This window comes from Streptomyces alanosinicus, assembly GCF_014650595.1.
Lineage (GTDB): Bacteria > Actinomycetota > Actinomycetes > Streptomycetales > Streptomycetaceae > Streptomyces > Streptomyces alanosinicus.
On sequence record NZ_BMVG01000015.1, the window covers coordinates 151,122 to 175,024 of the forward strand.

Here is a 23,903-nt window from a genome sequence, read left to right on the forward strand (position 1 = left end):
CAGATGACCACCGCCGACCAGCTCGCCGCCCACGGCCTCGACCTGCGCTACGGCGACCGGCTCGTGGTGGGCGGACTCGATCTGACGCTGCCCGGCGGGGCGGTCACCGCGATCGTCGGCCCCAACGCCTGCGGCAAGTCGACCCTGTTGCGCGGGCTCAGCCGGCTGCTCGCCCCGGCCGCCGGCCGGGTGACGCTCGACGGTGCCGACATCCACCGCATGTCCGCCCGCGCGCTGGCCCTGCGGATGGGGCTGCTGCCCCAGCAGCCGGTCACCCCCGAGGCGATCACCGTCGAGGCCCTCGTACGCCTGGGCCGGTACCCGCACCAGCGGCTGCTGAGCCCCTGGTCGGCGGCCGACCAGCGGGCGGTCGACGAGGCGCTGGAGCGCACCGGCACCGCGGGGCTGCGCGACCACCCGGTCGATCAGCTCTCCGGCGGACAGCGCCAACGCGCCTGGATCGCGCTCGCGTTGGCGCAGGACACCGAGCTGCTCCTGCTCGACGAGCCGACCACCTTCCTCGATCTGCGCCACCAGCTCGACGTCCTCGACCTGGTGGCCGCCCTGCACGCCGAGGCGGGCCGCACCGTGGTGATGGTGCTGCACGACCTCGGACAGGCCGCCCGCTACGCGGACCACATGGTGGTCCTCAAGGACGGCCGTCTCGCCGCCACCGGCGCCCCGGCCGACGTCCTCGACGCGGACCTGGTCAAGTCCGTCTTCGACGTGGACTGCCGGGTGATTCCCGACCCGGAGACCGGCACCCCGCTGGTCATCCCGAAGGCCGGCGCGGTGCGGCACTCCGCAGTGTCCGCCTGACCACCCCCCGACCCCTCTCAGAAGGACCCACCCCCCATGTTCGAGCGCTCTCCCCTGCGCGGAATCGGCCGGCTGCTCGCCGTGCTGCTGTCCGTCGTCCTCGGTACGGCCCTGCTGGCCGCCTGCGGCAGTGAGAAGTCCGACGGCACCGACTCGGCGAAGGCTCCCGGCACCGCGTCGGGCGGCAGCTTCCCGCGCACCCTCAAGACCGTGATGGGCGAGGTGAAGATCCCGGCGCGGCCGAAGCGGGTCGTCGTCCTCGACACCGGTGAGCTGGACGACGTCACCCTCCTCGGTATCGACCCGGTCGGCGCGGTCGCCCCGCACTTCAAGACCGAGGGCGGCTTCCCGTCGTACCTCAAGGGCGAACTCGGCGGCACCGCGGACGTCGGCCCCCTGCTGGAGCCCAACCTGGAGAAGATCGCCTCGCTCAAGCCCGATCTGATCCTGTCCTCGAAGGTCCGCCACGAGGCGATCTACGACAAGCTCAGCGCCATCGCCCCGACCGTCTTCACCGAGACCACCGGTGGTGTCTGGAAGCAGAACCTGAAGGTCCATGCCGAGGCGCTCGGTCTGGAGAAGGAGGCGGCGGCCCGGCTCAAGGAGTACGAGACGCGCGCCAAGGCGCTGGGCGAGGCCATCAGGAAGAAGGACGGCGGCACCATGCCGACGGCCTCCGTGGTGCGCTTCATCGCCGGTCCGACCCGTCTGTACCAGTCCAACTCCTACAGCGGTGTCGTCCTGAACGACATCGGCCTCAGGCGCCCCGCCTCACAGGTGTCGAACGACCCCGCGGTCACGATGAAGGACGTCAGCCCCGAGCAGATCGACCGGGCCGACGCCGACCTGGTCTTCGTCACCTCCGCCGACGCCGCCGACAAGACGCAGAAGCGGCAGGTCACCTCCAACCCGGTGTGGAAGTCCCTGCGGGCCGTCAAGAACGGCAAGGTCTTCGAGGTGCCGGACGAGACCTGGATGTCCGGCATCGGTGTCCAGGCCGCCGGACAGATGCTCGCTGACGTCGCCAAGGACACAGGTGTGGCACTCCCGAAGAAGTGACTCCCGCTGAACCAGGGCGGGCCGCGGCCATGAGCGCGGCCCGCCCCCCACCCCCCACTGCTCGCGGAAGTGCACCGTCATGCGCCTGTATCTGCTCGCCCTCAACCCGACCGACTCCGTCACGGAAGGGTTCCTGCCCGCGGCCGCCCGGCTGGGCCTGGACGTCACCGTCCTGACCGACCAGCCCGGCCCCCACCGCCGCACACATCCCGGCGTCGAAGTCCTCCACTGCGACGTCCGTGACGTCCGGGCCGTCATCACCCGGATCTCCACGCACCACCGGCCCGACGCCGTCTTCACCAACAGCGACCACCTCCAGACCCAGGCGGCCCTCGCCGCGGCCTACTTCGGCCTGCCCGGCAAGGACTGGCGGGCCGCCCTGCGCACCAAGGACAAGGCCGAGATGCGCCGTCGGCTGGCCGCGGCCGGCGCCGACACCGTGTGGTCGGCCGAGCTGACCGGACCGGTGGCGCCGCCCGGCGCGCCCTACCCGTGCGTGGTCAAGCCGCGCGAGGGCGTGGCCAGCGAGGACGTCGTCCTTGTCGACGGCCCGGAGGACCTCGTCACCCACGCCAAGGAGATCCTCGACCGGCGTCCGGGCACCGCGCTGGTCGTCGAGGAGTACCTTCCCGGCGAGCTGTGCACCCTGGAGACGCTCGGCGACGGACACGTCCGGCATGTCCTGGGCGGCTTCCGCACCGAGCTGTCCCCGCCGCCGTACTTCATCGAGGAACGGCTCGTCTATGTCCCGGCCCACCCCGAACCGGTGGTCTCCCAGGTCCTTGGCCAACTCGACGCGCTGGGCGTCGGGTTCGGGGCCTGCCACACCGAGTTCGTGGTGCACGCGGGGCGGGCGCGGATCATCGAGGTCAACTACCGTGCCATCGGGGACCAGTGCGATCTGCTGCTGGCCCGGCTGCTGGGCGTCCCGCTCTTCGAGCACATCCTGCGCACCCACCTCGGCGAACCGCTCCCGGCCGGCCTGGACCTCCGCCGTGACGGCGCCGCCCGGCTCGAATACCCCTGCGCCGACCGCGCCGGAACCCTCGTCGACGCCCCCGCCGCCGAGGACCTCACCGTCGACGGCGTGCGTCTGGTGTACCGCCCGCTGCGCCCGCTGGGCGAACGGCACGAGCTGTATCACACCAACCGCGACTACCTGGGCGTCCTGCGGGCCAGTGGCACCGACCAGCGGGCCGTGGACCGGGTCTCGGCCGGCTTCCTGGCCGCGCGGCGCTGGGAGATCCGGCCGTGAGCGCGCCGACGACGACCGACACCTGCGAGGCCGAGCTGCTCACCCGGGTGCTCAGCGCCCTGCTGCGCGAGGACGTGGTCGGGCTGCGCACCCGCAGCACGCTCGTCCGGCGCGGGGACGGTGACTGGCTGCGGCGGGCGACACCCGACGCGGACGCGCTGCTGCTGCCCGTCGCCCCGGACGGCTTCCAGTGCGAGTACGCCGCCCGGCGGCCGCTGCTGCTGCGCGAGTCGGACGGCGTCGAGCTGAGCGCGTACCCCGACGTCCTCGGTGCGCTGCGTGCGCTCGCCGCACCGGTGGACCGGGACGGTTTCGACGCCTTCGCCGAGGAGTGCCGGCAGACGCTGGCGACGATGCGGCTGCACGCCGCGACCCGGGCGGAGGTCACCGGCCGGCTGACGGCGCTCCACCACGCCGATCCCGCGCGCTGGACCGGCCCGGCCGGCAGCCTGGCGTACGACACGCTCGCCGCCCGGCTGGATCATCCCGTCTACCCGACCGCACGCGGCCGCGCCGGACTCACCGACGGTCAACTGCGCGCCTACGCACCCGAGTTCCACCCCCGCTTCGCGCTGCGCTGGCTCGCCGTGCCGCGCGAGGCGGTCACCCTGGCCGGCCGGCTGCCGGACTTCTGGCCCACCCCCGCCGCACTCGGTCTGCCCGAGGCGGAGGGTACGCATCTGGCCCTGCCCGTCCACCCGTTGACCGTCGGCGCCCCGCTCGACGAGGCGCTGGCAGCGACGGGGCTGACCGGCAGCGCGCTGCTCGCCGAACGCGCGTACCTGGAGGTCGTACCGACCCTGTCGATGCGCACCGTGGCAGTGGCCGCCGACCCGTCCGTACACCTCAAACTCCCGCTGGCCACCGCCACGTTGGGCCTGCGCAACAAGCGCAGCATCAAGCCCGGGACGCTCGTGGACGGCGCCGCCGGGCAACGTCTGCTCCAGGCGGCGGCCGGCCGCGAGCCCCGCTTCCGAGCGATGATCCTGCACGCCGACGAGAGCACCTACGCGCACGCGGGCCATGAACTGCTCGCCGTCCTGTGCCGCCGCCACCCCGCGGGTCTGGACGGCGCCGCGGTCGTGCCGCTGGCCGCGCTCCTCGCGCCGGCTCCCGACGGACGGCCGGTCCTCGGCCATCTCGCCGACCGCTACTACGGCGGTGACCCGCTCGCCCTGCTGGACGCGTTCCTGACGCTGCTCTTCGACTGGCAGACCACCCTGTTCGGACTCGGCGTCGCGCTGGAGTCGCACCAGCAGAACGTCTCGCTGGTCCTGCGGCCCGGGAGCCTGCGGCTGCTGTTCAAGGACAACGACGGGCCGCGCATCAACACCCGCCGCCTGGCCGCCGTACTCCCGGGGCCGTGGGGCTTCGACGACGCGCGGACGTGCACCACCGAGGACGGGCCGGTCACGGACCTGTTCACCACCATCACGGTCCATCTCTGCGCGGGCGCCTACGCGTTCGGACTCGGCGGGCGGCGCCGGGCCCTGCTGGACCTCGTCCGGGCCCGGCTGACCGAGGCGGTGGACCGGCTCGGCGGTGACGCGGGCGCCGTGCTGCGGGCCCGGGTGCTCAACGCCCCCCGGCTTCCGGTGAAGGCGATGGTCAGCGCGGGCACGCTGCTGTCCAAGGAGCGTTCGGGCGCGGCCGACGTCAACAAGCACTACACGACGGGCCCCAACTACCTGCTGCGGAACGAGGGTCCGGCATGAGCGGGGGTGTGCTGAGACTGCCGCGTCCGGCGCCCGGCCGGGGCCAGGTGTTCTCCGTGGCGGGGTGCTACTTCGTCGCGTCCTTCGCGGCGCTGGGACTGCCGCCCTATCTCACCGAGATCCTGCCGGAGCTGGGCGACCGGCACGCCCGCTGGGCCGGTGTCCTCTATGTCGTACCGACGCTGTTCGGCGGGCTCTGCGCGCCGCTGTGGGGGCGGCTCGCCGACCGCTTCGGCCGTAAACGCCTGCTGCTGCGCGCCCAGTTGGGGCTGGCCCTGTCCTTCCTGCTGGCGGGCTGGGCCGACTCGCTCGCCGCCTTCACCGCGGCACTGGTCCTCCAGGGCATCCTGGGCGGCACGTTCGCCGCCTCCAACGGCTATCTGGGGGCCGCCCTGGAGGGTGCCGCGCTGTCCAGGGCGCTCACGGTGATGCAGGGCAGCGCGCGGGCCGCGCTGGTCCTCGCGCCGATCGTGGTCGGCGCGCTGTCCGGCTGGCTGTCGCCGCACCGCCAGTACGCGCTGCTCGCCGTGCTCCCGCTGACGGCCGCGCTGCTGCTGGCGGCCCTGCCGGAGCCGGATGCCGCCACCCTGCCGGAGCGGGACGCCGCCCTGCCGGAACAAGGCGGCGCACTGCCCGAGCCGGGCGTCGTGGGCGCGCCGCGGGTGCGGCCCCGGGTGCTGTTCCTGCTGGAGTTCGCCTTCGTGTTCTGCACCGTCGTCTCCTTCCCCTATCTGATCGCCCTGGTCGACGACCGGCTGCCGGGCACCACGCCCCTGGTGTCCGGTGTGCTGTTCGCCCTGCCCCATCTCTGCTATCTGGTGTCGGCCCTGGCCGTGCACTCCGCCTTCCGGGACCGGCCGTCGACCGGGATGGCCGCCGGATTCGTGTGCATAGCCCTGGGCCTCGCCGGACACGGCGTGGCCGGCTCGCTGCCCGCGCTGGTCGCCGTGCGTCTCCTGCTCGGCGCCGGGCTCACCCTCGGCCTCGTGTGCCTGCAGGTGCTGGCCGCCGACTGCGCCGCGGGCCGCTCGCCCGGCGGGCTGTTCGGCTCGCTGGAGTTCTTCTCCAAGGCCGGCGCGGTCGCCGCCGGCCTGGCCGCGGCCGTGGGCAGCGCCCGCTACGGGCCGGCCGCCCCCGTCCTGGCCGGCAGCGCGGCCGCGACGGTCACCGCCCTCGCGACCCTGATCCCCCCACTCAACCGCCGCATCCGCTGGAGCCGTCGATGCCCTCGCTGACCCATACGCCCGGGAGCGGCACCGCACCCGCCGCACTGCCCACCGCCGACGAGGCCGTGGCCCATACGCTCCTGAACTGTCTGCTGCGCGAGGTGACAGGACCGGAGCACCAGAGCGTCGTCAGCGGCGGCCGGCTGCTGCTGCGGCTGCCCCGCCGCGGGGTTCTGCTGCGGGTCGCGCTGCGCCGCACCTCGCTGTTCGGCGCGCACCGGTTCACCGGCCCGGTGAGCGAACAGCGGGACGGGGGCTGGTCGGTGGTCGACTGGCGGCAACTGGCCGCGTACACGCACGACGAGCTGTGGCTGCGCACCGGTGTGCGCAACGAGGAGTTCCTGGAACAGATCGCCTCCAGCCACGCGGCGATCGCGTCCGCCCTGGCCGCCCGGCCCGGCAGCGGCGCCCCGGACGGTCCGGTGTCCGCCTATGTCGCCTCCGAGCAGGCCCTGCTCTTCGGCCACCGTTTCCATCCCACGCCCAAGGCCCGGACCGGCGACCCGCGCTCCTGGGCGGCGTACGCGCCGGAGGCCCGGGCCGCCTTCCCGCTGCGGCATCTCGCGGTCCGCTCGGAGCTGATCGCGGAGGAGTCCGCGGCACCGTGGGCCGCGGCCGCGCTGGACCGGCAGCGCCCGGAACTGCCGGACGGCTACCGGCTGTTGCCTGCCCACCCCTGGCAGTACGAGACGCTGCGCGGGCATCCGGCCCTGCGCGCGGCCCTCGACCGCGGTGACGTCCTCGACCTCGGACCGGGCGGAGCACCCTTCGCCGCCACCGCCTCCGTGCGCACCCTGTACGACGGCGACACCTTCCTGAAGTTCAGCCTGAACGTGCGGATCACCAACTGCGTGCGCAAGAACAGCAGTTACGAGCTGCGCGGCGCCGTCGCGCTGAGCCGGGCCCTCGCACCGGCGCTCGGCGACCTGGCCGCGCGCTTCCCCGGCAGCGCCGTGCTCCGCGAGCCCGCCTACCGCACGCTCGCCCTGCCCGGGCCGGACGGCACACCGGACCGCGCGCTGTTCGAGGGGTTCGGCGTCATCGTCCGCGAGGGCCTGCCGCGACGGCTCGCCCCGGGCACGACAGCGCTGCTCGCGGCCGCGGTCGCCGACGAGTACCCCACCGGCGCCGCCCACATCTCCCGGCTGCTGCGGGACGGGGACGCCGCGCACGCCCTGGCCTGGTGGTCGGCATACCTCGATCTGCTCCTGCCGCCCGTCCTCGCCGCCTATTTCGACCATGGTCTGGTCCTGGAGCCGCATCTGCAGAACGTGCTGGTCTGCGTCGACCCCGACGGCATGCCCGCCCAGGTCCTCTTCCGCGACCTGGAGGGCACCAAGCTGGTCCCCGAGCACCACGCGGACACGCTGGCCGCGCTGCCCGCCGAGGTGGCGGGGCCGCTGGCGTACGATGCGCAGCGCGGCTGGGACCGTGTCGTGTACTGCCTGCTGGTCAACCACGTCGCCGAGCTGCTCGCCGCGCTCGCCGACCTGCACCCGGGTGCGGAGGCGACGCTGTGGGCCCGGGTGCGCGCCGCGCTCCAGGCCTACGCCGACCGGCTCGGCTGCCCGCCCCGCCTGGCCGCCCTGCTGGCGGGGGTGCCGCTGCCCGCCAAGGCCAATCTGCTGACCCGCTGGGAGCGCAGGGCAGACCGCGACGCCGGCTACGTCCGGCTGCCGTCCCCGCTGGCCGAGGATCTTCTGCACGACACCGCCGGGAGCGCCCGATGACCGACCCCACCGCCGCGGTCCGGGACCGCGCCCTGTCCCTGGCCTCCTGCGAACTGCCCGCCTATCTCTACGACTTGGGAGCCCTGCGCGCCCATGCGGCGGCCGTGCGGGGCGCGCTGCCCGGCCGCGTCGAGCTGTACTACGCGGCCAAGGCCAACCCCGAGCCGGAGATCCTCGCCGCGCTGGGGCCGTACGTCGACGGCTACGAGGTGTCCTCGGGCGGCGAACTCGCCCATGTCGCCTCGGCGGTGCCGGGCCGGCCGCTCGCCTTCGGCGGCCCCGGCAAGACCCCGGACGAACTGGCGGCCGCGCTGACACAGGGGGTCGAGCGCTTCCACGTCGAGAGCGGGCACGAGCTGCGCGTCCTGGCGGAGCTCGCCCGGCGCCTCGTGCCGTGGCGGCGGGTGGGGGTGCTGCCGCGCGTCAACCTGCCGACGGCCGACGGGGCGCCCGCGGGCGGCTCGCTGACGATGGGCGGGCGCCCCACCCCCTTCGGCATGGATCCCGCCGAGGCACGCGAGGCCGTCACGGCACTGACGGACGGGACCCACCCCCAGCTCGAACTGCGGGGCATCCACGCCCACTTGGCCAGCGGACTGGAGGCGACGGACCAGCTGGCGGTGGCCGGGAGCATTGTGTCCTGGGCCATGGGGCTGGGCGTGCCGCTCGCCGAGGTGAACGTCGGCGGCGGCATGGCGGTCGACTACGCCGCCGCGGAGCGCCGCTTCGACTGGGCCGCGTACGGCCGCGGGCTCGCCCGGCTGGCCGCGGCGCACCCCGGTCTGACCCTGCGGACAGAGCCGGGGCGGGCATTGAGCGCGTACTGCGGCTGGTACGTGACGGAGGTGCTGGACGTGAAGCGCAGTCACGGCGAGGAGTTCGCCGTGGTCCGGGGAGGCACACATCATCTGCGCACCCCGGCGACGAAGGGCCACGACCAGCCGTGCTCGGTCCTGCGGACGGACGCCTGGCCGCATCCCTGGCCCCGGCCCGCCGCACGGAGCGGGCGGGTCACCCTGGCCGGGCAGCTGTGCACCCCGAAGGACGTCCTCGCCCGCTCGGTGCCCGCGCCCGGCCTCCGGGCCGGGGACCGGGTGGCGTTCTCGCTGGCGGGTGCCTACGCGTGGAACATCTCCCACCACGACTTCCTGATGCACCCGCGGCCCGGTTTCCACTTCCTGGAGCCTGGAGCGGGATGAGCAGGCAGACGTGTGGGTCCACGTCGCGGCCAAGCGGCAGGTGCCGACCAGTGTCCCGGCAGGCGTCGCAACCGAATCAAGGGGGGACTGCGTCAGGCAGGTGTCTCGCGGGTGTCGGCCAGGGCCTTGAGGCCGGCGATAATGCACTGGAGGCCGAAGGCGAAGTTGCGGTCACGGATTTCGGTGGCCGTGCCGATGTCGCGGCTCGCGAGCTCGCGCAGGGACGCGAATTCCGTGAATCCGGACCGCACCGCGTCGGAAACCTCCGCGAAGCCCTCGTCCGCCGACTGCTCGCCGTTCCGCTCCGCCGACGCAGCGTCATCGATCATGCGGGTTTCCGCGGTGGCGAATCCGCAGACGTACTCAAGGACGAGGGCAGCGGCGCTGTCGGTCTGGTCGGGGGCGAGCCCCGAGCCGCTCACCACGCGCAGCGCGGTGTCCGTCATGCGCAGGGCGTTCGGGCCGATGTTGAGGTACTCGCCGATCAGCCGGGCGGCCCACCGGTGCCGGGCGAACACCGCGCGCAGGCTGCCGGCGAGGGCACGCAGCTGCTCGTCCCAGCGGAGGTCGTCCGGGGGGGCCACCACCTCGCCGAACGCCTCGTCCAGGGCCAGCTCCAGCAGGGCGCCCTTGGTGGTCACATGCCAGTACAGAGACATGTGCCCGGCGCCGAGCTGTGCCGCCACCCGGCGCATCGACACGGCCTGCAGGCCTTCGGTGTCGAGGAGTTCGACCGCGGTCCGCACGATGCGGTCCCGGCTCAGTCCCGGCGGACCGGGCTGCCGCGCGGGGGGTGTCAGCCACACGCTCGCGTACGTTGCCGCCCCCCGCTTGCGCTCACCCACGCCCGGCCTCCCCGGTCTCGCTCCGCCACTCCGTCGCAGACCTGTCATCGTACGGCCGCGTGCCATCACGGGTGCGCGTCGGTCATCCCGAGGTGTGCCGGTCCGGGTCACCCGGTTCGCCCGGGTCGCCGGAGACCACCGCGCCGACCGGCGTCGGCGGGGCGGTCGGCTCCCGCTCGGCCCAGCCGAGCAGCGCGCCGGCCGCGACACCCCCCACCGCCACCGCGAGGGCGCCGAGGAACTGGCTGGTCTGAAGCGCCGAGACGAAGGCGTCGCGGACCTTCTCCACGCTGCCGCCCGCGGCAGCGAGCGCGGCGGGCAGCGACTTCTCCGCGCCGCGAGGAAGGCTGTCCGGCAGTCCCGCGTCGAAGCGGGCGACCAGCGCCGCGCCGAGCGCGGCCACCCCCAGACCGGTGCCCAGTTCCTGGAGTGTGCCGTTGACGCCCGAGGCGGTGCCGGCCCGGGCCGGCGGGATGGCGCTCATCAGGGCGGCGCCGGCGGCGGGGCCTGCGGTGCCCATGGCGCAACCGACCACGATCAGGCCGGGCAGGGTCCAGCCGTAGCCGCTGTCGCTGGTCGCGGCGATGGCGCACAGGCCGAGCGCGGCCACCACCATGCTCAGCGCGACGGTCCGGGCGAGGCCGAACTTCTTGCCCAGCGGTGCGCTGACGGCACCGCTGCCGATGAGCAGGGCCACGGCGAAAGGCACGATCCGCAGGCCCGTCTCAAGTGGGGTGTAGCCGAGGACGAACTGCAGCTGCTGGGTGAGCAGGAAGAGCGAGCCGCCCATGCCGAACGCGGCGAGCAGGCCGCCGAGCGCCGCCCCGGTGAAGCGCCGTTCGGTGAACAGTCCCATGTCCAGCATCGGATGGGGCGCCCGGCGCTCCCACAGCACGAACACGGCCACCGCGACCACGGCGACCACGAGCGGACCAAGCACCACCGCGTTCGTCCAGCCGTGCTCCGGTGCGGCGATGACCGCCCAGACCAGGGACACCATGCCCAGCACGGACAGCGGCAGGCCCACGAAGTCGGGCCGTTCGCTGTGCGGGTTGCGGGACTCGGGGACCAGCCAGGCGATGGCGACCAGACCGACGACAGCGATCGGTACGTTGATCAGGAACACCGAGCCCCACCAGAAGTGGGCCAGCAGGAACCCGCCGATGACGGGACCGCCTGCCATGCCGGCGGCTGACAGGGCCATCCAGATGCCGATGGCCTTCATCCGTTCCTCGTCGCCGAAGACGTGCATGAGGACCGCGAGCGTGGCCGGCATGAGGAACGAGGCGCCGAGGCCCATGACCACCCGGGCCGCGACCAGCGTGCCCAGGGAAGAGGCCAGCGCGGCGGTCAGGGATCCCGCGCCGAACAGGGCGAGCCCAGCGAAGAGGGCCCGCTTGCGCCCGAAGTGGTCGGCCATGCCGCCGGATGCGATGAGGAAGCCGGCCAGCGCGAGCGAATAGCCGTTGATCACCCACTGCACGTCGGCCGTACTGGCCTTGAGGCTTTCCATGAGGGTGGGGACGGCGACGTTGAGGACGGTGTTGTCCAGCACCGTCGTCAGCAGGATCAGGCAGAGGACCCCCAGGATCCACCACTTGCGGTCACGTTCGGATGCCGCCATGCGCGTGCTCCTTCCGGCGCGGTCTCGTACACCATACGATTCAGTCGTACACTGGACGAGCCTGCCTGGGTGCTGATTCAGGCCAACCTGCGAGGGGCGATGTGAGAGGCGGCCGGGCCGGGAAGACCGTCCGTACAGCCGAGCGCTACGAGAACGGAGACGCATCGCGTGGCACGGGGAACCGGTGACGACACAGCCCGCTCCTGGGTGAGCCGGGCGATCGACCTGCTGCTGGCCGACCGGGCCGCGGAACCGCCCACGCCCCTGCGGGCGTTCCCGCTCGCCGGGCCGCCGGGCACGGCGCTGTATCTGAAGGACGAGTCCCGGCGGCCGTCGGGCAGTCTGAAGCACGGGCCCGCCCGTGACCTCTTCCTCGACGCCCTGCGCCGCGGCGAGATCGCCCCCGGCACCCCCCTGTTCGAGGCCACCAGCGGCAACACGGCCGTGGCGCAGGCCTACTTCGCGCGGCTCCTCGGACTCCCGTACACGGCCGTCGTGCCGGGCAGGACCGGTCCGGCCAAACGGCGCCGGATCGAGGAGCAGGGCGGGCGCTGCCATGCCTTCGACCCCCCGCTCGCCATCTACGACAAGGCCCGCTCCCTCGCGCAGGAGTCCGGCGGCCACTTCTTCGACCACCTCCGGCGGGCGGGGGACGCGGTCGACTGGAACGGCCCCTACGGCCTGGGCACCGCGATCCTGCGCGACCTGGAGACGAGTGGCGAGCCGGCACCGGCGTGGATCGTGGTCGGCGTCGGCAGCGGGGTCACCTCGGCCGCCGTCGGCCGGTATCTGCGCATGCGCGGCGCGGGCACCCGGCTCGCCGTGGTCGACCCGGAGAACTCGGCGTACTTCCCCGGCTGGGCCGCCGACTTCCCCGGCTACACCACCGGCATGCCCTCCCGGATCGAGGGCATCGGGCGACCGCGCATGGAACCCGCCTTCGATGCTTCGGTGGTCGACCTGGTGATCCCGGTGCCGGACGTCGCCAGCGTGGCGGCGATGCGCCATCTGCACGCCATCACCGGACTGATGGCCGGCCCCTCCTCCGGGAGTTGTCTGTGGGGTGCGTTCCATGTCCTGGACCGCATGCGCCGGGAAGGCGCCCGCGGGTCGGTGGTGATGGTCGTCGGGGACGGCGGGGAGAACTACCGGGACACGTACTACGACGACTCCTGGACCGAGGCCAAGGGGTGGCGCCCGCACGGGCCGCTGTCCGACCTGGCACGCTTCACCGCCACCGGGACATGGGACGTCGCCCCGGCCGGATGAGCCCGGGTGACGCACGTACGCGGTGCGCGCGAGGCAGGGTGTACGCGGTGCGCGGGGCCGCCCTCGCAAAATGGGCGGGAACGGCCCCCTGCCCGGGCCTCAGGCCGCTCGTACCGACACGGGCAGGCTGGTCACGCCGAAGATGTCGGGACGCTGGTGGTAGACCGGAGTACCGCAGCGGATGTCGGCATACCGGTCCAGCATCGCGCGCAGCACGATCGACGACTCCATCCTGGCCAGCGGCGCGCCCAGGCAGAAGTGGATGCCGTGGGAGAAGGTCAGATGGCCGCCCGGGGTGCGGCGCGGGTCGAAGCGGTCCGGGTCGGTGAACAGCCGCTCGTCGCGGTTGGCCGACAGCAGCCAGACGACCACGATCCGGCCGGCCGGGACGTCCACCTCCCCGATCCGGGTGTCCTCGCGGGTGAGCCGGTAGAGGAAGGACACCGGTGGGCGGTACCTCAGCACCTCCTCCAGCGCCCCGGAGATCAGCGACGGGTCCTCGCGCAGCAGCGCCAGGGTGCCCGGCGTCCCATCGAAGCTGAGCAGCGCGTTGCTCATGAACAGCGTCGTGGTCAGATGCCCGGCGAGCAGCAGGAACGCCGAGAAGTTGACCATCTGCCTGTCGCTCAGCCGCTCTCCGTCGTCCTCCGCCGCGACCAGCCGCGACAGCAGGTCCTCCCGGGGGGTGCTGCGGCGGTCGCGCACATGGCCGAGCAGGTAGTCCGCCATCTCGTTGAGCTCGGCGGCGCGCGTCTTGGCGTAGCCGCCCTCCAGGAACTCACCGGCCGTCACCTCGTCGCTGGGCGGCAGCAGATACTCCGCCCAGCGGCGGAACATCTCCCGGTCCGAGGCCGGGATGCCCAGCAACTCGGCGATCACCACCACGGGCAGCGGGCCCGACAACTCCTCCACCAGGTCGAAGTCGGTCCGCCCCGACACCGAGTCGAGGAGTTCCGCGGTGACCGCCTGGATCCGGGGTTCCAGCCCGGCCACCGTGCGCGGCGTGAACGCCTGGCTGATCAGCCTGCGCAGCCGGCCGTGCAACGGCGGGTCGGTCACGCTCAGCGACGCCTCCGCGAAGTTCGGCAGACCCGGCTCCGGGGGCGGGGCGAGGGAACTGAAGTCGGAGGAGAAGACCGAGGGCTCGGACAGCACCCGCAGCGCGTCGGCGTGGGTGAGGACATGGCACGAGCCGCTGGCCGGGTCGAGCCACACGGGGGCGTCGCGCCGCATCCGCTTCAGCCACGCGTACAGCTCCTTGCCGTCCCCCACCACGGCCGGCGGCCCCTCGAACGGCTCGGCCTCGGGTGTCGTTGACGTCATCGGCTCTCCTCAGGCGGGCTGGACGGTGATCGGCAGGCTCTTGACCCCGAAGATCTCGGGGCTGCGTTCGTAGTAGACGGGCGTTCCCACGTCCACCGAGCGGTATCGGTCGAGGAGTTCGTTGAGGACGATCCGGGACTCCATCCGCGCCAGCGGCGTGCCGATGCAGAAGTGGATGCCGTGACCGAATGTCAGATGCTGGTTGGGGCGGCGTGTGATGTCGAAACGGTCCGGGTCGGGAAAGTGCCGCTCGTCGCGGTTGCCGGACATCTGCCAGCACATCACCGGCGTCCTCGCCGGCAGTGTGACCCCGGCGAGTTCGGTCTCCCGGCTGGTGACGCGGGCCTGGAAGACCACCGGCGGGCGGTGCCGCAGCACCTCCTCCAGCGCGGCCGGCACCAGCTCACGGTCCGCGCGCACCGCCTTCCCCTGTTCCGGTTCCTCCGCGAAGCTCAGCAGGGTGTTGCCCATCAGCAGCGACGTCGTCAAGTGGCCGGCCAGCAGCAGGAAGTTGAGAAAGCTGACGGTCTCGCCGTCGGTCAGCGCGTCCCCGTCGACCTCCGCCGTCACCAGCCTGCTGATCAGGTCGTCGCGCGGGGAGATCCGGCGGTCCTGGACATGGCCGAGCAGATAGGCGTGCATGTCCTTGAGCTGGCCGACGATGTGCTCGGGCATCGTGCCGTCGGGCACCGCGCCCACCGGCAGCTCGTAGTTGGTCGACAGCAGGGCCTCGCCCCAGCCGCGGAACAGTTCACGGTCGGCCGGCGGGATGCCCAGCATCTCCGCGATGACGATCACCGGCAGCGGGTACGCGACGGAGGTCACCAGGTCGAAATCCCCTGCCCCGGCCACCGTGTCGAACAACTCCCGGGTCAGCGCCGCCACCTTCGGCTCCAGCTGGGCGACCATGCGCGGGGTGAACGCCTGGCTGACCAGGCGGCGCAGTTTGCCGTGCCGGGGCGGGTCGGTCATCGTCAGCACGCCCTCGGTGAAGTTGGGGGCGTCGGGGTCCGGCGGCGGCATGATGCCGCTGAAGTCGGAGCTGAACACATCGGGCGACGACAGCACCTGCAGCAGGTCGTCGTAGCGGAACACATGCGCGGCGCCCGTCGTCCCGTCCCGCCAGACCGGGTGGCGGTCACGCATCGTCCGGAGCCACTGGAGCAGTTCGCGGCCGTCGCCGACGCCCGTCGGGGGCTTGGGCACCTCTGCTGTCCCGGCGGCGTCCGCCGGTTCCATCGGTCGGGTCATCGCAGCTTCACTCCTCGCGGGTGGATGCGGCCGACCGGCGCGCGCTGGTGGCACGGTGGCGGCCCGGCGCTTCGGCGCCTGAGGCCGGACGCTAGCCCCGCGACGGGCCGTCGGACCGGACCGCTGCCGGAAGCTGACGTCGTCCGGTCAGGAACGTGCCATGCACCCGGGGAGCGGGCACGGCCGACCTAGCGTTCCCCTTGAGTCGCAGTCGAACGTCCGTGCCAGAGCCGGGCGTCGAAGGACGGGGGACCCAGCGTGTACCTGACGGTCGACGGCACCACCCGCTTCCGCGCGTACGGGCCGCGGCAGCTGGACGAGATCGCCCGGCGGTATCCCCTCCCGGACGCCGCCCGCGAAACGGTCCGGCTGCTTTCCCGGGTGCTGCCCTTCCGTGTGAACGAATACGTACTGTCCGAACTCGTCGACTGGACGCAGGTGCCGGACGACCCCGTGTACCAGCTCGTCTTCCCGCAGCACGGCATGCTTGACGAGGACGACACGGCCGCATTGCGGCGCCTGGCCGGCCGCCGCGACGGCGATCCCGAGGTGGTCGCCGCGGTCCGCGCCATCCGGGCCCGGCTCAACCCGCACCCCGGCGGTCAGCAGGAGCTGAACGTGCCGCGCGACGACTCCGGCCCGGTCCCCGGCCTTCAGCACAAGTACCGCGAGACCGTCCTGTACTTCCCCGGCCAGGGCCAGACCTGCCACGCCTACTGCACCTACTGCTTCCGCTGGGCGCAGTTCGTCGGGGACGCCGAACTGCGGTTCGCCGCCCCGGGCCCGCAGGAGCTGATCCGGTACCTGCGCGGCCACCCCGAGGTCACCGACGTTCTGGTCACCGGCGGCGACCCGATGGTGATGACCTCCGCACGGCTGCGCGCCCATCTGGAGCCGCTGCTCGAAGTGCCGACCGTGCGGACCGTGCGGATCGGCACCAAGTCGCCCGCCTACTGGCCACAGCGCTACGTCAGCGACGCCGATGCCGACGACGTCCTGCGCCTGTTCGAGCGAGTGGTCGCCTCGGGCCGCACCCTCGCGGTGATGGCCCACTTCAGCCACCCGCGCGAGCTGGCCACACCGCTCGCCCAGCGCGCCCTGGAGCGGATCCGGCGGACCGGTGCCGTGGTGTACTGCCAGGCCCCCCTCATCGGTCATGTCAACGACAGCGCCGACACCTGGTCCGCGCTGTGGCGGGCCGAACTCGCCGCCGGCTGTGTGCCCTACTACATGTTCGTGGCCCGGGACACCGGCCCGCACGCCTACTACCGGGTCCCGCTCGCCCGCGCGGTCGACGTCTACCAGGGCGCCTACCGCGAACTGCCCGGTCTCGCCCGCACGGTCCGTGGTCCCGTCATGTCGACGACGCTCGGCAAGGCCGTCGTCGACGGGGTGGAAGAGCTCCCCGAGGGGCGGTACTTCCGGCTTCGGCTGCTCCAGGCCCGCGATCCGCGGCTCGTCGGGCGGCCCTTCCGGGCGCCGTGGTCGGCGACCGCCGCCTGGTTCGACGAACTGCGGCCCGATGCCGGCGGCGACGACGCACTGCGCGCCGCGCTCGCCTCCGGCGGGGCCGCCCGGACGGAGGCCCTGCGGTGAGCGCCGGTACCGCCATCTCGCCCAACCTGGCGCTCGACCAGGAGGTCGCCCGGCTGCGTGCCGCGGGGAATCGGGTGGTCCATCTCGGCTTCGGCGAGGCACGGCTGCCGCTTCCCCCCGGACTGCTGCGGGCGCTCGGCGACGGTGCCGAGCACACCGCGTACGGGCCGGTCGCGGGCCGGCCGGAGGTGCTGGCCGCTGTCGCCGGCTACCACGCCCGGCGGCGCCTGCCCACCGAAGCCGACCAGGTCGTCGTGGCGCCCGGCAGCAAACCGCTGCTGATGTCCCTGGTCGCGGCCGTCGACGGCGATGTGCTGCTGCCCCGCCCGGCCTGGGTGACCTATGGTCCGCAGGCACGGCTGCTGGGCCGGCGGGCCTGGGGGGTGGACATCCCGAGGCGCTGCGGCGGTGTGCCCGACCCGGCCGCGCTGGTCGATACGGTACGGCAGGTGCGGGAGCGGGGCCGGCGGCCCGGGCTGCTCGTGCTCACTCTGCCGGACAACCCGACCGGCACCCTGGCACCGCCCGGGCTGATCCGAGCGGTGTGCGAGATCGCCCGCGCGGAGGACCTCACGGTCGTCTCCGACGAGATCTACCGGGACCTCCTGCACGAGCCGACGGCCGCGTTCCTCAGCCCCGCCGAGGTCGCGCCCGAGCGCACGGTCGTCACCACCGGGCTCAGCAAGACGCACGCCCTCGGCGGCTGGCGCATCGGATCGGCCCGCTTCCCCGCCGGGGACCGGGGCGCCGAACTGCGCGCCCGTGTGCTCGCCACCGCCAGCGAGGTCTGGTCCTCCCTGGCCGGCCCGCTGCAGAGCGTCGCCCGGTACGCCTACGAGGAGCCCCCTGAGCTGACGGCACACGTCGCCCGCGGCGCGCGCCTGCACGCCGCCGTGGCCCGGGCCGTGCACCGCACGATGACCGACGCGGGCGCCGACTGCCGCGCCCCCGACGGCGGCTTCTACGTCTACCCCGACTTCGAGCCCGCCCGGGCCGCGCTCGCCGCCCACGGCGCCGTCGACTCGGCGTCCCTGGAGCGCGTCCTGCTGGAGCGGGCCGGTGTCGCCGTGCTCGGCGGCCACCACTTCGGCGACGACCCGGGCGCCCTGCGCTTCCGCGCGGCGACCAGTCTGCTGTACGGGGCGACCGACCGACAGCGCCGTACCGCGCTGGACTCCGACGATCCCGTCGAACTTCCGTACATCCGCAGCGAGTTGGAGCGGATGACTCTGGCCCTGACGAAGCTGACGGCCTGACCGGCCGCCGTGCCCACCGGAGGGAATCACATGACCACGGGTGCCGAACAGGGCACACAGCCGTCACTCACCGGGTTCAGCGGTGACACCAGTGTGTCGCCGCCGCGCGGGTACGAGCGCCGCCTCGCCGAGGACGTCGCCGTCCTCGACGCGTGGCTGTGCGACTACATCAGCCGGCCGGATCCGCAGCTGCTCCGCAAGGGAGCGGTGTGCCCGTTCGTGCCGGCCGCGCTCCAGGCCGACGCACTGCGTGCCGGCTTCCACTACGAGGTGTCCGGCAAGGACCCCGACGAGCTGAGGAGCCTCCTGGAGGAGGAGCTCGTGCGGTTCATGCGCCGGCCCGCCGAGGACTCGCTGGACAGCCTCGTCGTGGTCCTGCCCGACCTCGGCGAGGACGGGTACGCGGCCCTGGACGACGCACACGCCCGGCTGAAGGACACCGCCGTGGCCGGCGGCGCCATGATCGGCCAGTTCCACCCGGCCTGCGACGAGCGCTCGGTACGCAACGACGGGTTCCGCGTCTCCCGCTCCCCGCTGCCCCTGCTCGCAATCCGGCACATGGCCTCGCACGACATCCTCTTCCTTCACGAACTCCCGCACTGGTTCGCCGCCTACCGCGAGCGCTTCGGAGCACAGTTCGCCGAGGGACGGATCCGCGAGCCGCTGATGCTCGGCCTGTACGCGACGGCCGAGCGCCGTCACATCCGCCGGAAGGAGTCCTGATGCGTGCAGAGGAAGCCGACAGCGCCGTCGCCGTGCGTGCGCTGCTGTACGCGCCCCTGGTCTCGCGCGCCCTGTGCAGCGTCGCCGAACTGGGCATCCCCGACGCCCTGTCGGCCGGCCCGCGCACCGTCCGCGAGCTTGCCCGGGACACCGGTGCCCACGAGCCCGCCCTGCATCAGGTGCTGACCGCGCTGACCGCCTTCGAGGTCTTCGAGCTGCTGCCGGACGGCCGGTTCGGCCTCGCCCGCCTCGGCACCGCCCTCACCGCGGGCGCACCCGGCAGCGCCCTGCCCAGCGCGCTGATGGCGCAGGCCCTCTCCTCCCGGGCCTGGCAGGGCATCCCGGACACCGTGCGCACCGGAACACCCGCCTTCGACAAGGAGTTCGGCGCCTCCTTCTTCACCGCCCTCGACCGGCGCCCCGACCTGCGCGACCTGTTCGACGCCACACAGGCCCGCGATGTCGAACTGGAGAGCGCGGCAATCCTGCGCGCCCACGACTTCTCGGCGGCCGGCACGCTCGTCGACGTCGGCGGCGGCGACGGCGCCCTGCTCTGCCATCTCCTTCAGGCACACCCGGACCTGCGCGGAATCCTGCTCGACCGGCCCGCCGCGGCAGCCGCGGCCCTCGCCCGGTTCACCGCCGCCGGGTTCGGCGACCGGGCCGAGGCACGCTCGGGGGACTTCTTCAGCGCCGTACCCGGCGGCGGGGACGTCTATCTGCTCCGGGAGGTCCTGCACGACTGGGACGACGACCAGTGCGTCGCCGTCCTCGCCGCCTGCCGCCGGGCCATGCCCGCGCACGCCCGCCTCGTCGTGATCGAGCTCGCCGCCGACGACCGCCCCGGCACGGACGCCGCCGCCCGGATGACCGCGCTGATGAGCCTCTACATGCTGTCCGTGCTGCCCGGACGCGAGCGCGCCCCCCGCGAGTTCGAGGCGCTGCTGCAAAGGGCCGGTCTGCGGCTGGCGTCCGTGCGGCGCCTGACCGGGCAGAAGGCGCTGCTGGTCGCGGTTCCCGAACCCGCAGAGGTGCCGGCCGGCGCCCCCGATCCGTCCGCCCGTACGAGCCATGAGCGGAGCACCGACCATGCCTGAATCCCCGGCGACCCGGGCCGACGCCCCACGCCGTCCGCTGACCGGCGCGCAGCTCGGCGCCTACTACGGCCATGAGCTGGACCGGCTGAAGTCCACGTACAACCAGGCCTCCTATCTGGAGATCGCCGGCCCGCTGCGCACCGATCTGCTGGAGCGGGCGCTGCGGCGGGCGGTGGCCGAGGCCGACGCGCTGCGGATGCGGTTCGCGGCCGACGACACCGGTCCCGTGCAGTACCCGTACGAGCCGGACCCGTTCCCCTTCCCACTGATCGACCTGACGGACCGCGCCGACCCCAGGGCCGAGGCCGAGGCGTGGATGCGCGCGGACCTGGCCCGGCCCGTCGACCTCGCGACCGGACCCACGCACGCCCAGGCCGTCTTCCGCATCGCTCCGGACAGGCACCTGTGGTACCAGCGTTACCACCACATCGTGCTCGACGGCTACGGCGTCTGGCTGCTCACCCGGCGCACGGCCGAGCTGTACGACGCGCTCCTGGCCGGTGCCGGGACCGCCGGCACGCCGCTGCGGCCGCTGCGCGCGCTGCTCGACGAGGACGCCGCCTACCTCGCCTCCGAGGACTGCGCCCGTGACCGCGCGTACTGGCGTCAGCGGCTCGCGCAGTCGCCGGCGCCGATTCAGCTCGGCGGCCGCAGCGCGCCCGCCGGCCCGGACTACATCCTGCACCGCACCGGTGCCGCCGCCCGGGTCACCCGCGGCCTGCACACCCTCGCCGAACGGTTGGGTCAGCGCTGGACGCGTACGGCCGTGGCGGCCGTCGCCCACCATGTGTACGCCGTCACCGGCCGCCGCGACCTGCTCCTGACGCTGCCCGTCACCGGCCGCACCGGTCCGGCCGCACGGGAGGTGCCGGGCATGCTCGCCACGATGCAGCCGCTGGTGCTCGACCACGACCCCGCCGCCGGTCTGGCCGCCTTCACCGCCCAGGTCGCCGAGCGGGTCGACGAGGCCCTGGCGCACCAGCGCCATCCGTACGAACGGCTGCGCCGCGACCTGCGCACCCCGGGCGACGCGCCCAAGCTGTACGGGCCGATCGTCAATGTGCTGGCCTTCTCCGCCGAGCCGGCGTTCGGCGGGCTGCCGGCTGTGCGGCAGTGGATAGCCATCGGGCCCGTGGACGACCTGGAGTTCATGATCCAGGAGGCGGCCACCGGGGAACTGCAGCTCAACCTGTGGGCGAACGCCGCCGTGTACACCCCCGAGGACGTGGCCCGGCACGGCGAGGAGCTGAGCGCGCTGCTCGGGCGCCTCGCCGAGGCCGAGCCGGGGACGGCACTGGCGCGGCTCGGCGCACCGCGGCCTTCGCCCGGTGCCGTGGCCGAGACTCCCCGTGGCAGCGCCGCGGGCCTCTTCTCCGCCCGTGTCGCCGCCGACCCCGATGCCCCCGCGCTGCTCACCGACGGTGAACCGCCTTTGACCTACGGCCAGTTGGATGCCCGTGCGGAACGGCTCGCCCGGCGGCTGCGGGAGCGCGGGATCGGGCCGGAGAGCCTGGTCGCGCTGGTCCTGCCCCGTGGGCGGATGCTGACGACGGCCGTGCTCGCCGTGTGGAAGGCGGGGGCCGCGTTCCTGCCCGTGGACCCCGACTACCCGCCCGACCGCGTCGAGTTCATGCTGGCGGACGCCCGCCCGGCCCTGCTCCTGACCGATCCCCGCATCGACCTGTCGGCGGTGGAACTGGCCGGCCTGCCCCGGCTGACGCTCCACGACGGCGACGACGCCCCCACCCCGTCTGCCGTTCCCGCCCCGGCCGCACCGGCCGGTCCCGCACACCCGGCCTACGTCATCTACACCTCGGGCTCCACCGGCCGCCCGAAGGGGGTCGTCGTCACCCACGCCGGTATCTCCGACCTGGTGGCGACGCAGCGTACGCGGCTGAACGCGGGACCGGGCGCGCGGGTGCTGCAGTTCGCCTCGCCCAGCTTCGACGCGGCTTTCTGGGAGACGGCGATGGCGCTGTTCAGCGGGGCCGCGCTGGTGGTGGAGCCCGCCGACCGGCTGACGCCCGGCCCGGCCCTCGCCGCCACCGTGGCCCGGCACCGCGTCACCCATCTCACCGTGCCGCCCTCGGCCCTGTCGGCGATGACCGGTCTCGACCTGCCCACGGTGACCACCCTCGTGGTCGCCGGCGAGGCCGTGACCGAGCAGCTGGTGGCCGCCTGGGCGCCCGGCCGGACCATGGTGAACGCCTACGGGCCGACCGAGACGACCGTGTGCGCCACCACCAGCGATCCGCTCGCCGCCGACGGTCCCGCCCCGCTCGGCACCGGCGTCCAGGGCAGCCGCGTCCATGTCCTCGACGACGCGCTGCGCCCTGTCCCGCCCGGCGGCACCGGGGAGTTGTACGTCGCCGGGCGCGCGCTCGCCCGCGGCTATCTGCGCCGTCCGGGGCTGACCGCCGCCCGCTTCGTGGCATGCCCCTTCGGGCCGCCCGGCGAGCGCATGTACCGCACCGGAGACCTGGTGCGGACGACCGGCGACGGGCAGCTCGTCTTCGTGGGCCGCGCCGACGACCAGGTCAAGGTGCGCGGTCACCGGGTGGAACTCGGCGAGGTGGAGACGGTCCTGCGCCGCCACCCCGATGTCGCGCAGAACGCGGTGACCGTCCATGGCGACCTGCTCGTCGCGTACGTCGTGCCCGGACCGGGCGCGCACACCGACGCCGAGGCGCTGCGCGGCTACGCCGCAGGCCGGCTCCCCGAGCACATGGTGCCCGGCGCCTTCGTGTTCCTGGACGCGCTGCCGCTCACCCCGAACGGCAAGACGGACCGGGGGGCTCTGCCGGCACCGGACTTCCGGGCGGCCGCCGCCAAGCCCGGCCGGGCGCCCACCGAGCACGAGGCGCTGCTGTGCCGGCTGTTCGCCGAGGTCCTCGGCCTCGACGAGATCGGTCCGGACGACGACTTCTTCGCGCACGGCGGCCACTCCCTGCTCGCCACCCGCCTGCTCGTCAGGATCCGTACGGCGGTGGGAGCCGAGCTGTCGGTCGCCGACCTCTTCGACGCCCCCACACCCGCCGGCCTCGCCGTCCGCCTCGCCCCGCCCGCGCCCGCCGGGGTGGTGCGCCGGGAGCGGCCCGAGGTGCTGCCGTTGTCGTTCGCGCAGCGGCGGCTGTGGTTCCTGCACCGGCTGCAAGGACCGAGCGCCACCTACAACATCCCGCTCGCCCTGGACATCGACGGCGGGCTGGACGTGACCGTGCTGCAGGCCGCCGTCAACGACGTGGTCGCCCGGCACGAGCCGCTGCGCACGGTCATCGTGGAGCGCGAGGGCGTTCCCGAGCAGATCGTCCACGATGCGGCACCCGACCTGGTGCGCGTGGACTGCCGGGACCTGGCGCCCGCGGAGCTGGAGGGGGCCCTGGAGCGGGCGGCGGCCCGCCCCTTCGATCTCGGTGGTGAACTGCCACTGCGCGTCGACGTGTTCCGCACCGGACACGACCGGTACGCGGTCCTGCTGCTGATGCATCACATCGCCGGCGACGGCGCGTCGCTGCGGCCGCTGCTGCGGGACCTGACGCAGGCGTACGCGGCACGACAACGCGGGGACGCGCCCCGGTGGGCGCCGCTTCCGGTGACGTACACCGACTACGCCCTGTGGCAGCAGGAGCAGTTCGGGACCGAGGGCGGCGAGGGCGGCGAGGAGACCACGGCGACCGAGGGAGGGAACGGGCAGCACGCCGAGCACCCCGACCTGGCCTACTGGCGCACCGCGCTCGCCGGGCTGCCCGACGCGCTGGAACTGCCCTCCGACCGGCCCCGCCCGGCGGTCAGCAGTCACCGGGGCGCCCTGCACACCTTCTTCGTCGAGCCGGAGTTGCACCGGGCGCTGCTGGGTCTGGCACGGGAGACCGGCACCACCCTGTTCATGGTGATACAGGCCGGACTCGCCGCCCTG

At 73.7% G+C, this 23,903-nt stretch carries 17 protein-coding genes; 13 read left to right on the forward strand and 4 right to left on the reverse strand.

The window, feature by feature from the left end; genetic code table 11:
- Window positions 1–3 precede the first annotated feature (3 nt).
- The 7 genes from IE277_RS27280 (at window position 4) to IE277_RS27310 (ending at window position 9,003) form a co-directional block, all read left to right on the forward strand.
- Window positions 4–819 (forward strand): ABC transporter ATP-binding protein, encoded by an 816-nt coding sequence (locus IE277_RS27280; RefSeq protein ID WP_189956352.1) that lies wholly within the window; start codon window positions 4–6, stop codon window positions 817–819.
- Between the two features lie 36 nt (window positions 820–855).
- Entirely contained in the window at window positions 856–1,878 is a 1,023-nt protein-coding gene (locus IE277_RS27285; RefSeq protein ID WP_189956353.1) for an ABC transporter substrate-binding protein, read from the forward strand.
- Window positions 1,879–1,957: 79 nt separating this feature from the next.
- Complete coding sequence (locus IE277_RS27290; RefSeq protein ID WP_189956354.1) at window positions 1,958–3,133, forward strand: ATP-grasp domain-containing protein; 1,176 nt, start codon at window positions 1,958–1,960, stop codon at window positions 3,131–3,133.
- Complete coding sequence (locus tag IE277_RS27295) at window positions 3,130–4,848, forward strand: IucA/IucC family protein (protein WP_189956355.1); 1,719 nt, start codon at window positions 3,130–3,132, stop codon at window positions 4,846–4,848. The genes IE277_RS27290 and IE277_RS27295 overlap by 4 nt, the downstream gene beginning before the upstream one ends.
- Window positions 4,845–6,083, forward strand: a complete 1,239-nt coding sequence (locus IE277_RS27300) for an MFS transporter (protein ID WP_189956356.1) — start codon at window positions 4,845–4,847, stop codon at window positions 6,081–6,083. The genes IE277_RS27295 and IE277_RS27300 overlap by 4 nt, the downstream gene beginning before the upstream one ends.
- A complete protein-coding gene (locus IE277_RS27305) occupies window positions 6,071–7,804 on the forward strand; it encodes an IucA/IucC family protein (protein WP_189956357.1) in 1,734 nt (577 codons plus the stop codon). Before IE277_RS27300 ends, IE277_RS27305 begins: the two co-directional genes overlap by 13 nt.
- Window positions 7,801–9,003 (forward strand): type III PLP-dependent enzyme, encoded by a 1,203-nt coding sequence (locus IE277_RS27310; protein ID WP_189956358.1) that lies wholly within the window; start codon window positions 7,801–7,803, stop codon window positions 9,001–9,003. The genes IE277_RS27305 and IE277_RS27310 overlap by 4 nt, the downstream gene beginning before the upstream one ends.
- A 92-nt stretch (window positions 9,004–9,095) precedes the next feature.
- Here IE277_RS27310 and IE277_RS27315 read toward each other — a convergent pair whose 3' ends face one another.
- Window positions 9,096–9,848, reverse strand: coding sequence for a TetR/AcrR family transcriptional regulator C-terminal domain-containing protein (locus IE277_RS27315; protein ID WP_189956359.1), 753 nt, complete (start codon window positions 9,846–9,848; stop codon window positions 9,096–9,098).
- Between the two features lie 82 nt (window positions 9,849–9,930).
- Window positions 9,931–11,472, reverse strand: a complete 1,542-nt coding sequence (locus tag IE277_RS27320; RefSeq protein ID WP_189956360.1) for a DHA2 family efflux MFS transporter permease subunit — start codon at window positions 11,470–11,472, stop codon at window positions 9,931–9,933.
- A 168-nt stretch (window positions 11,473–11,640) separates the two neighbouring features.
- On the opposite strand from IE277_RS27320, the gene IE277_RS27325 reads away from it, so the two are divergent.
- Window positions 11,641–12,741: a PLP-dependent cysteine synthase family protein gene (locus IE277_RS27325; protein WP_189956361.1), complete on the forward strand. Its 1,101-nt coding sequence runs from the start codon at window positions 11,641–11,643 to the stop codon at window positions 12,739–12,741.
- Window positions 12,742–12,840: 99 nt separating this feature from the next.
- Here IE277_RS27325 and IE277_RS27330 read toward each other — a convergent pair whose 3' ends face one another.
- Together IE277_RS27330 and IE277_RS27335 are read right to left on the reverse strand one after the other, a co-directional pair.
- Window positions 12,841–14,064: a cytochrome P450 gene (locus IE277_RS27330; protein ID WP_189956362.1), complete on the reverse strand. Its 1,224-nt coding sequence runs from the start codon at window positions 14,062–14,064 to the stop codon at window positions 12,841–12,843.
- Between the two features lie 9 nt (window positions 14,065–14,073).
- Window positions 14,074–15,315, reverse strand: coding sequence for a cytochrome P450 (locus IE277_RS27335; RefSeq protein WP_229881988.1), 1,242 nt, complete (start codon window positions 15,313–15,315; stop codon window positions 14,074–14,076).
- A gap of 258 nt (window positions 15,316–15,573) precedes the next feature.
- On the opposite strand from IE277_RS27335, the gene IE277_RS27340 reads away from it, so the two are divergent.
- The 5 genes from IE277_RS27340 to IE277_RS27360 all read left to right on the forward strand — a co-directional run.
- Entirely contained in the window at window positions 15,574–16,911 is a 1,338-nt protein-coding gene (locus tag IE277_RS27340) for a KamA family radical SAM protein (RefSeq protein WP_189956363.1), read from the forward strand.
- On the forward strand, window positions 16,908–18,167 hold the full coding sequence (locus tag IE277_RS27345) for a pyridoxal phosphate-dependent aminotransferase (RefSeq protein ID WP_229881989.1): 1,260 nt from the start codon (window positions 16,908–16,910) through the stop codon (window positions 18,165–18,167). Before IE277_RS27340 ends, IE277_RS27345 begins: the two co-directional genes overlap by 4 nt.
- Before the next feature lie 30 nt (window positions 18,168–18,197).
- Window positions 18,198–18,890, forward strand: coding sequence for a DUF6875 domain-containing protein (locus IE277_RS27350; RefSeq protein WP_189956364.1), 693 nt, complete (start codon window positions 18,198–18,200; stop codon window positions 18,888–18,890).
- Window positions 18,890–19,987, forward strand: coding sequence for a methyltransferase (locus tag IE277_RS27355; RefSeq protein ID WP_189956365.1), 1,098 nt, complete (start codon window positions 18,890–18,892; stop codon window positions 19,985–19,987). The genes IE277_RS27350 and IE277_RS27355 overlap by 1 nt, the downstream gene beginning before the upstream one ends.
- Window positions 19,980–23,903, forward strand: a 3,924-nt coding sequence (locus tag IE277_RS27360) for a non-ribosomal peptide synthetase (RefSeq protein ID WP_189956366.1), incomplete at its 3' end; no start/stop codon positions are given. The genes IE277_RS27355 and IE277_RS27360, both read left to right, overlap by 8 nt.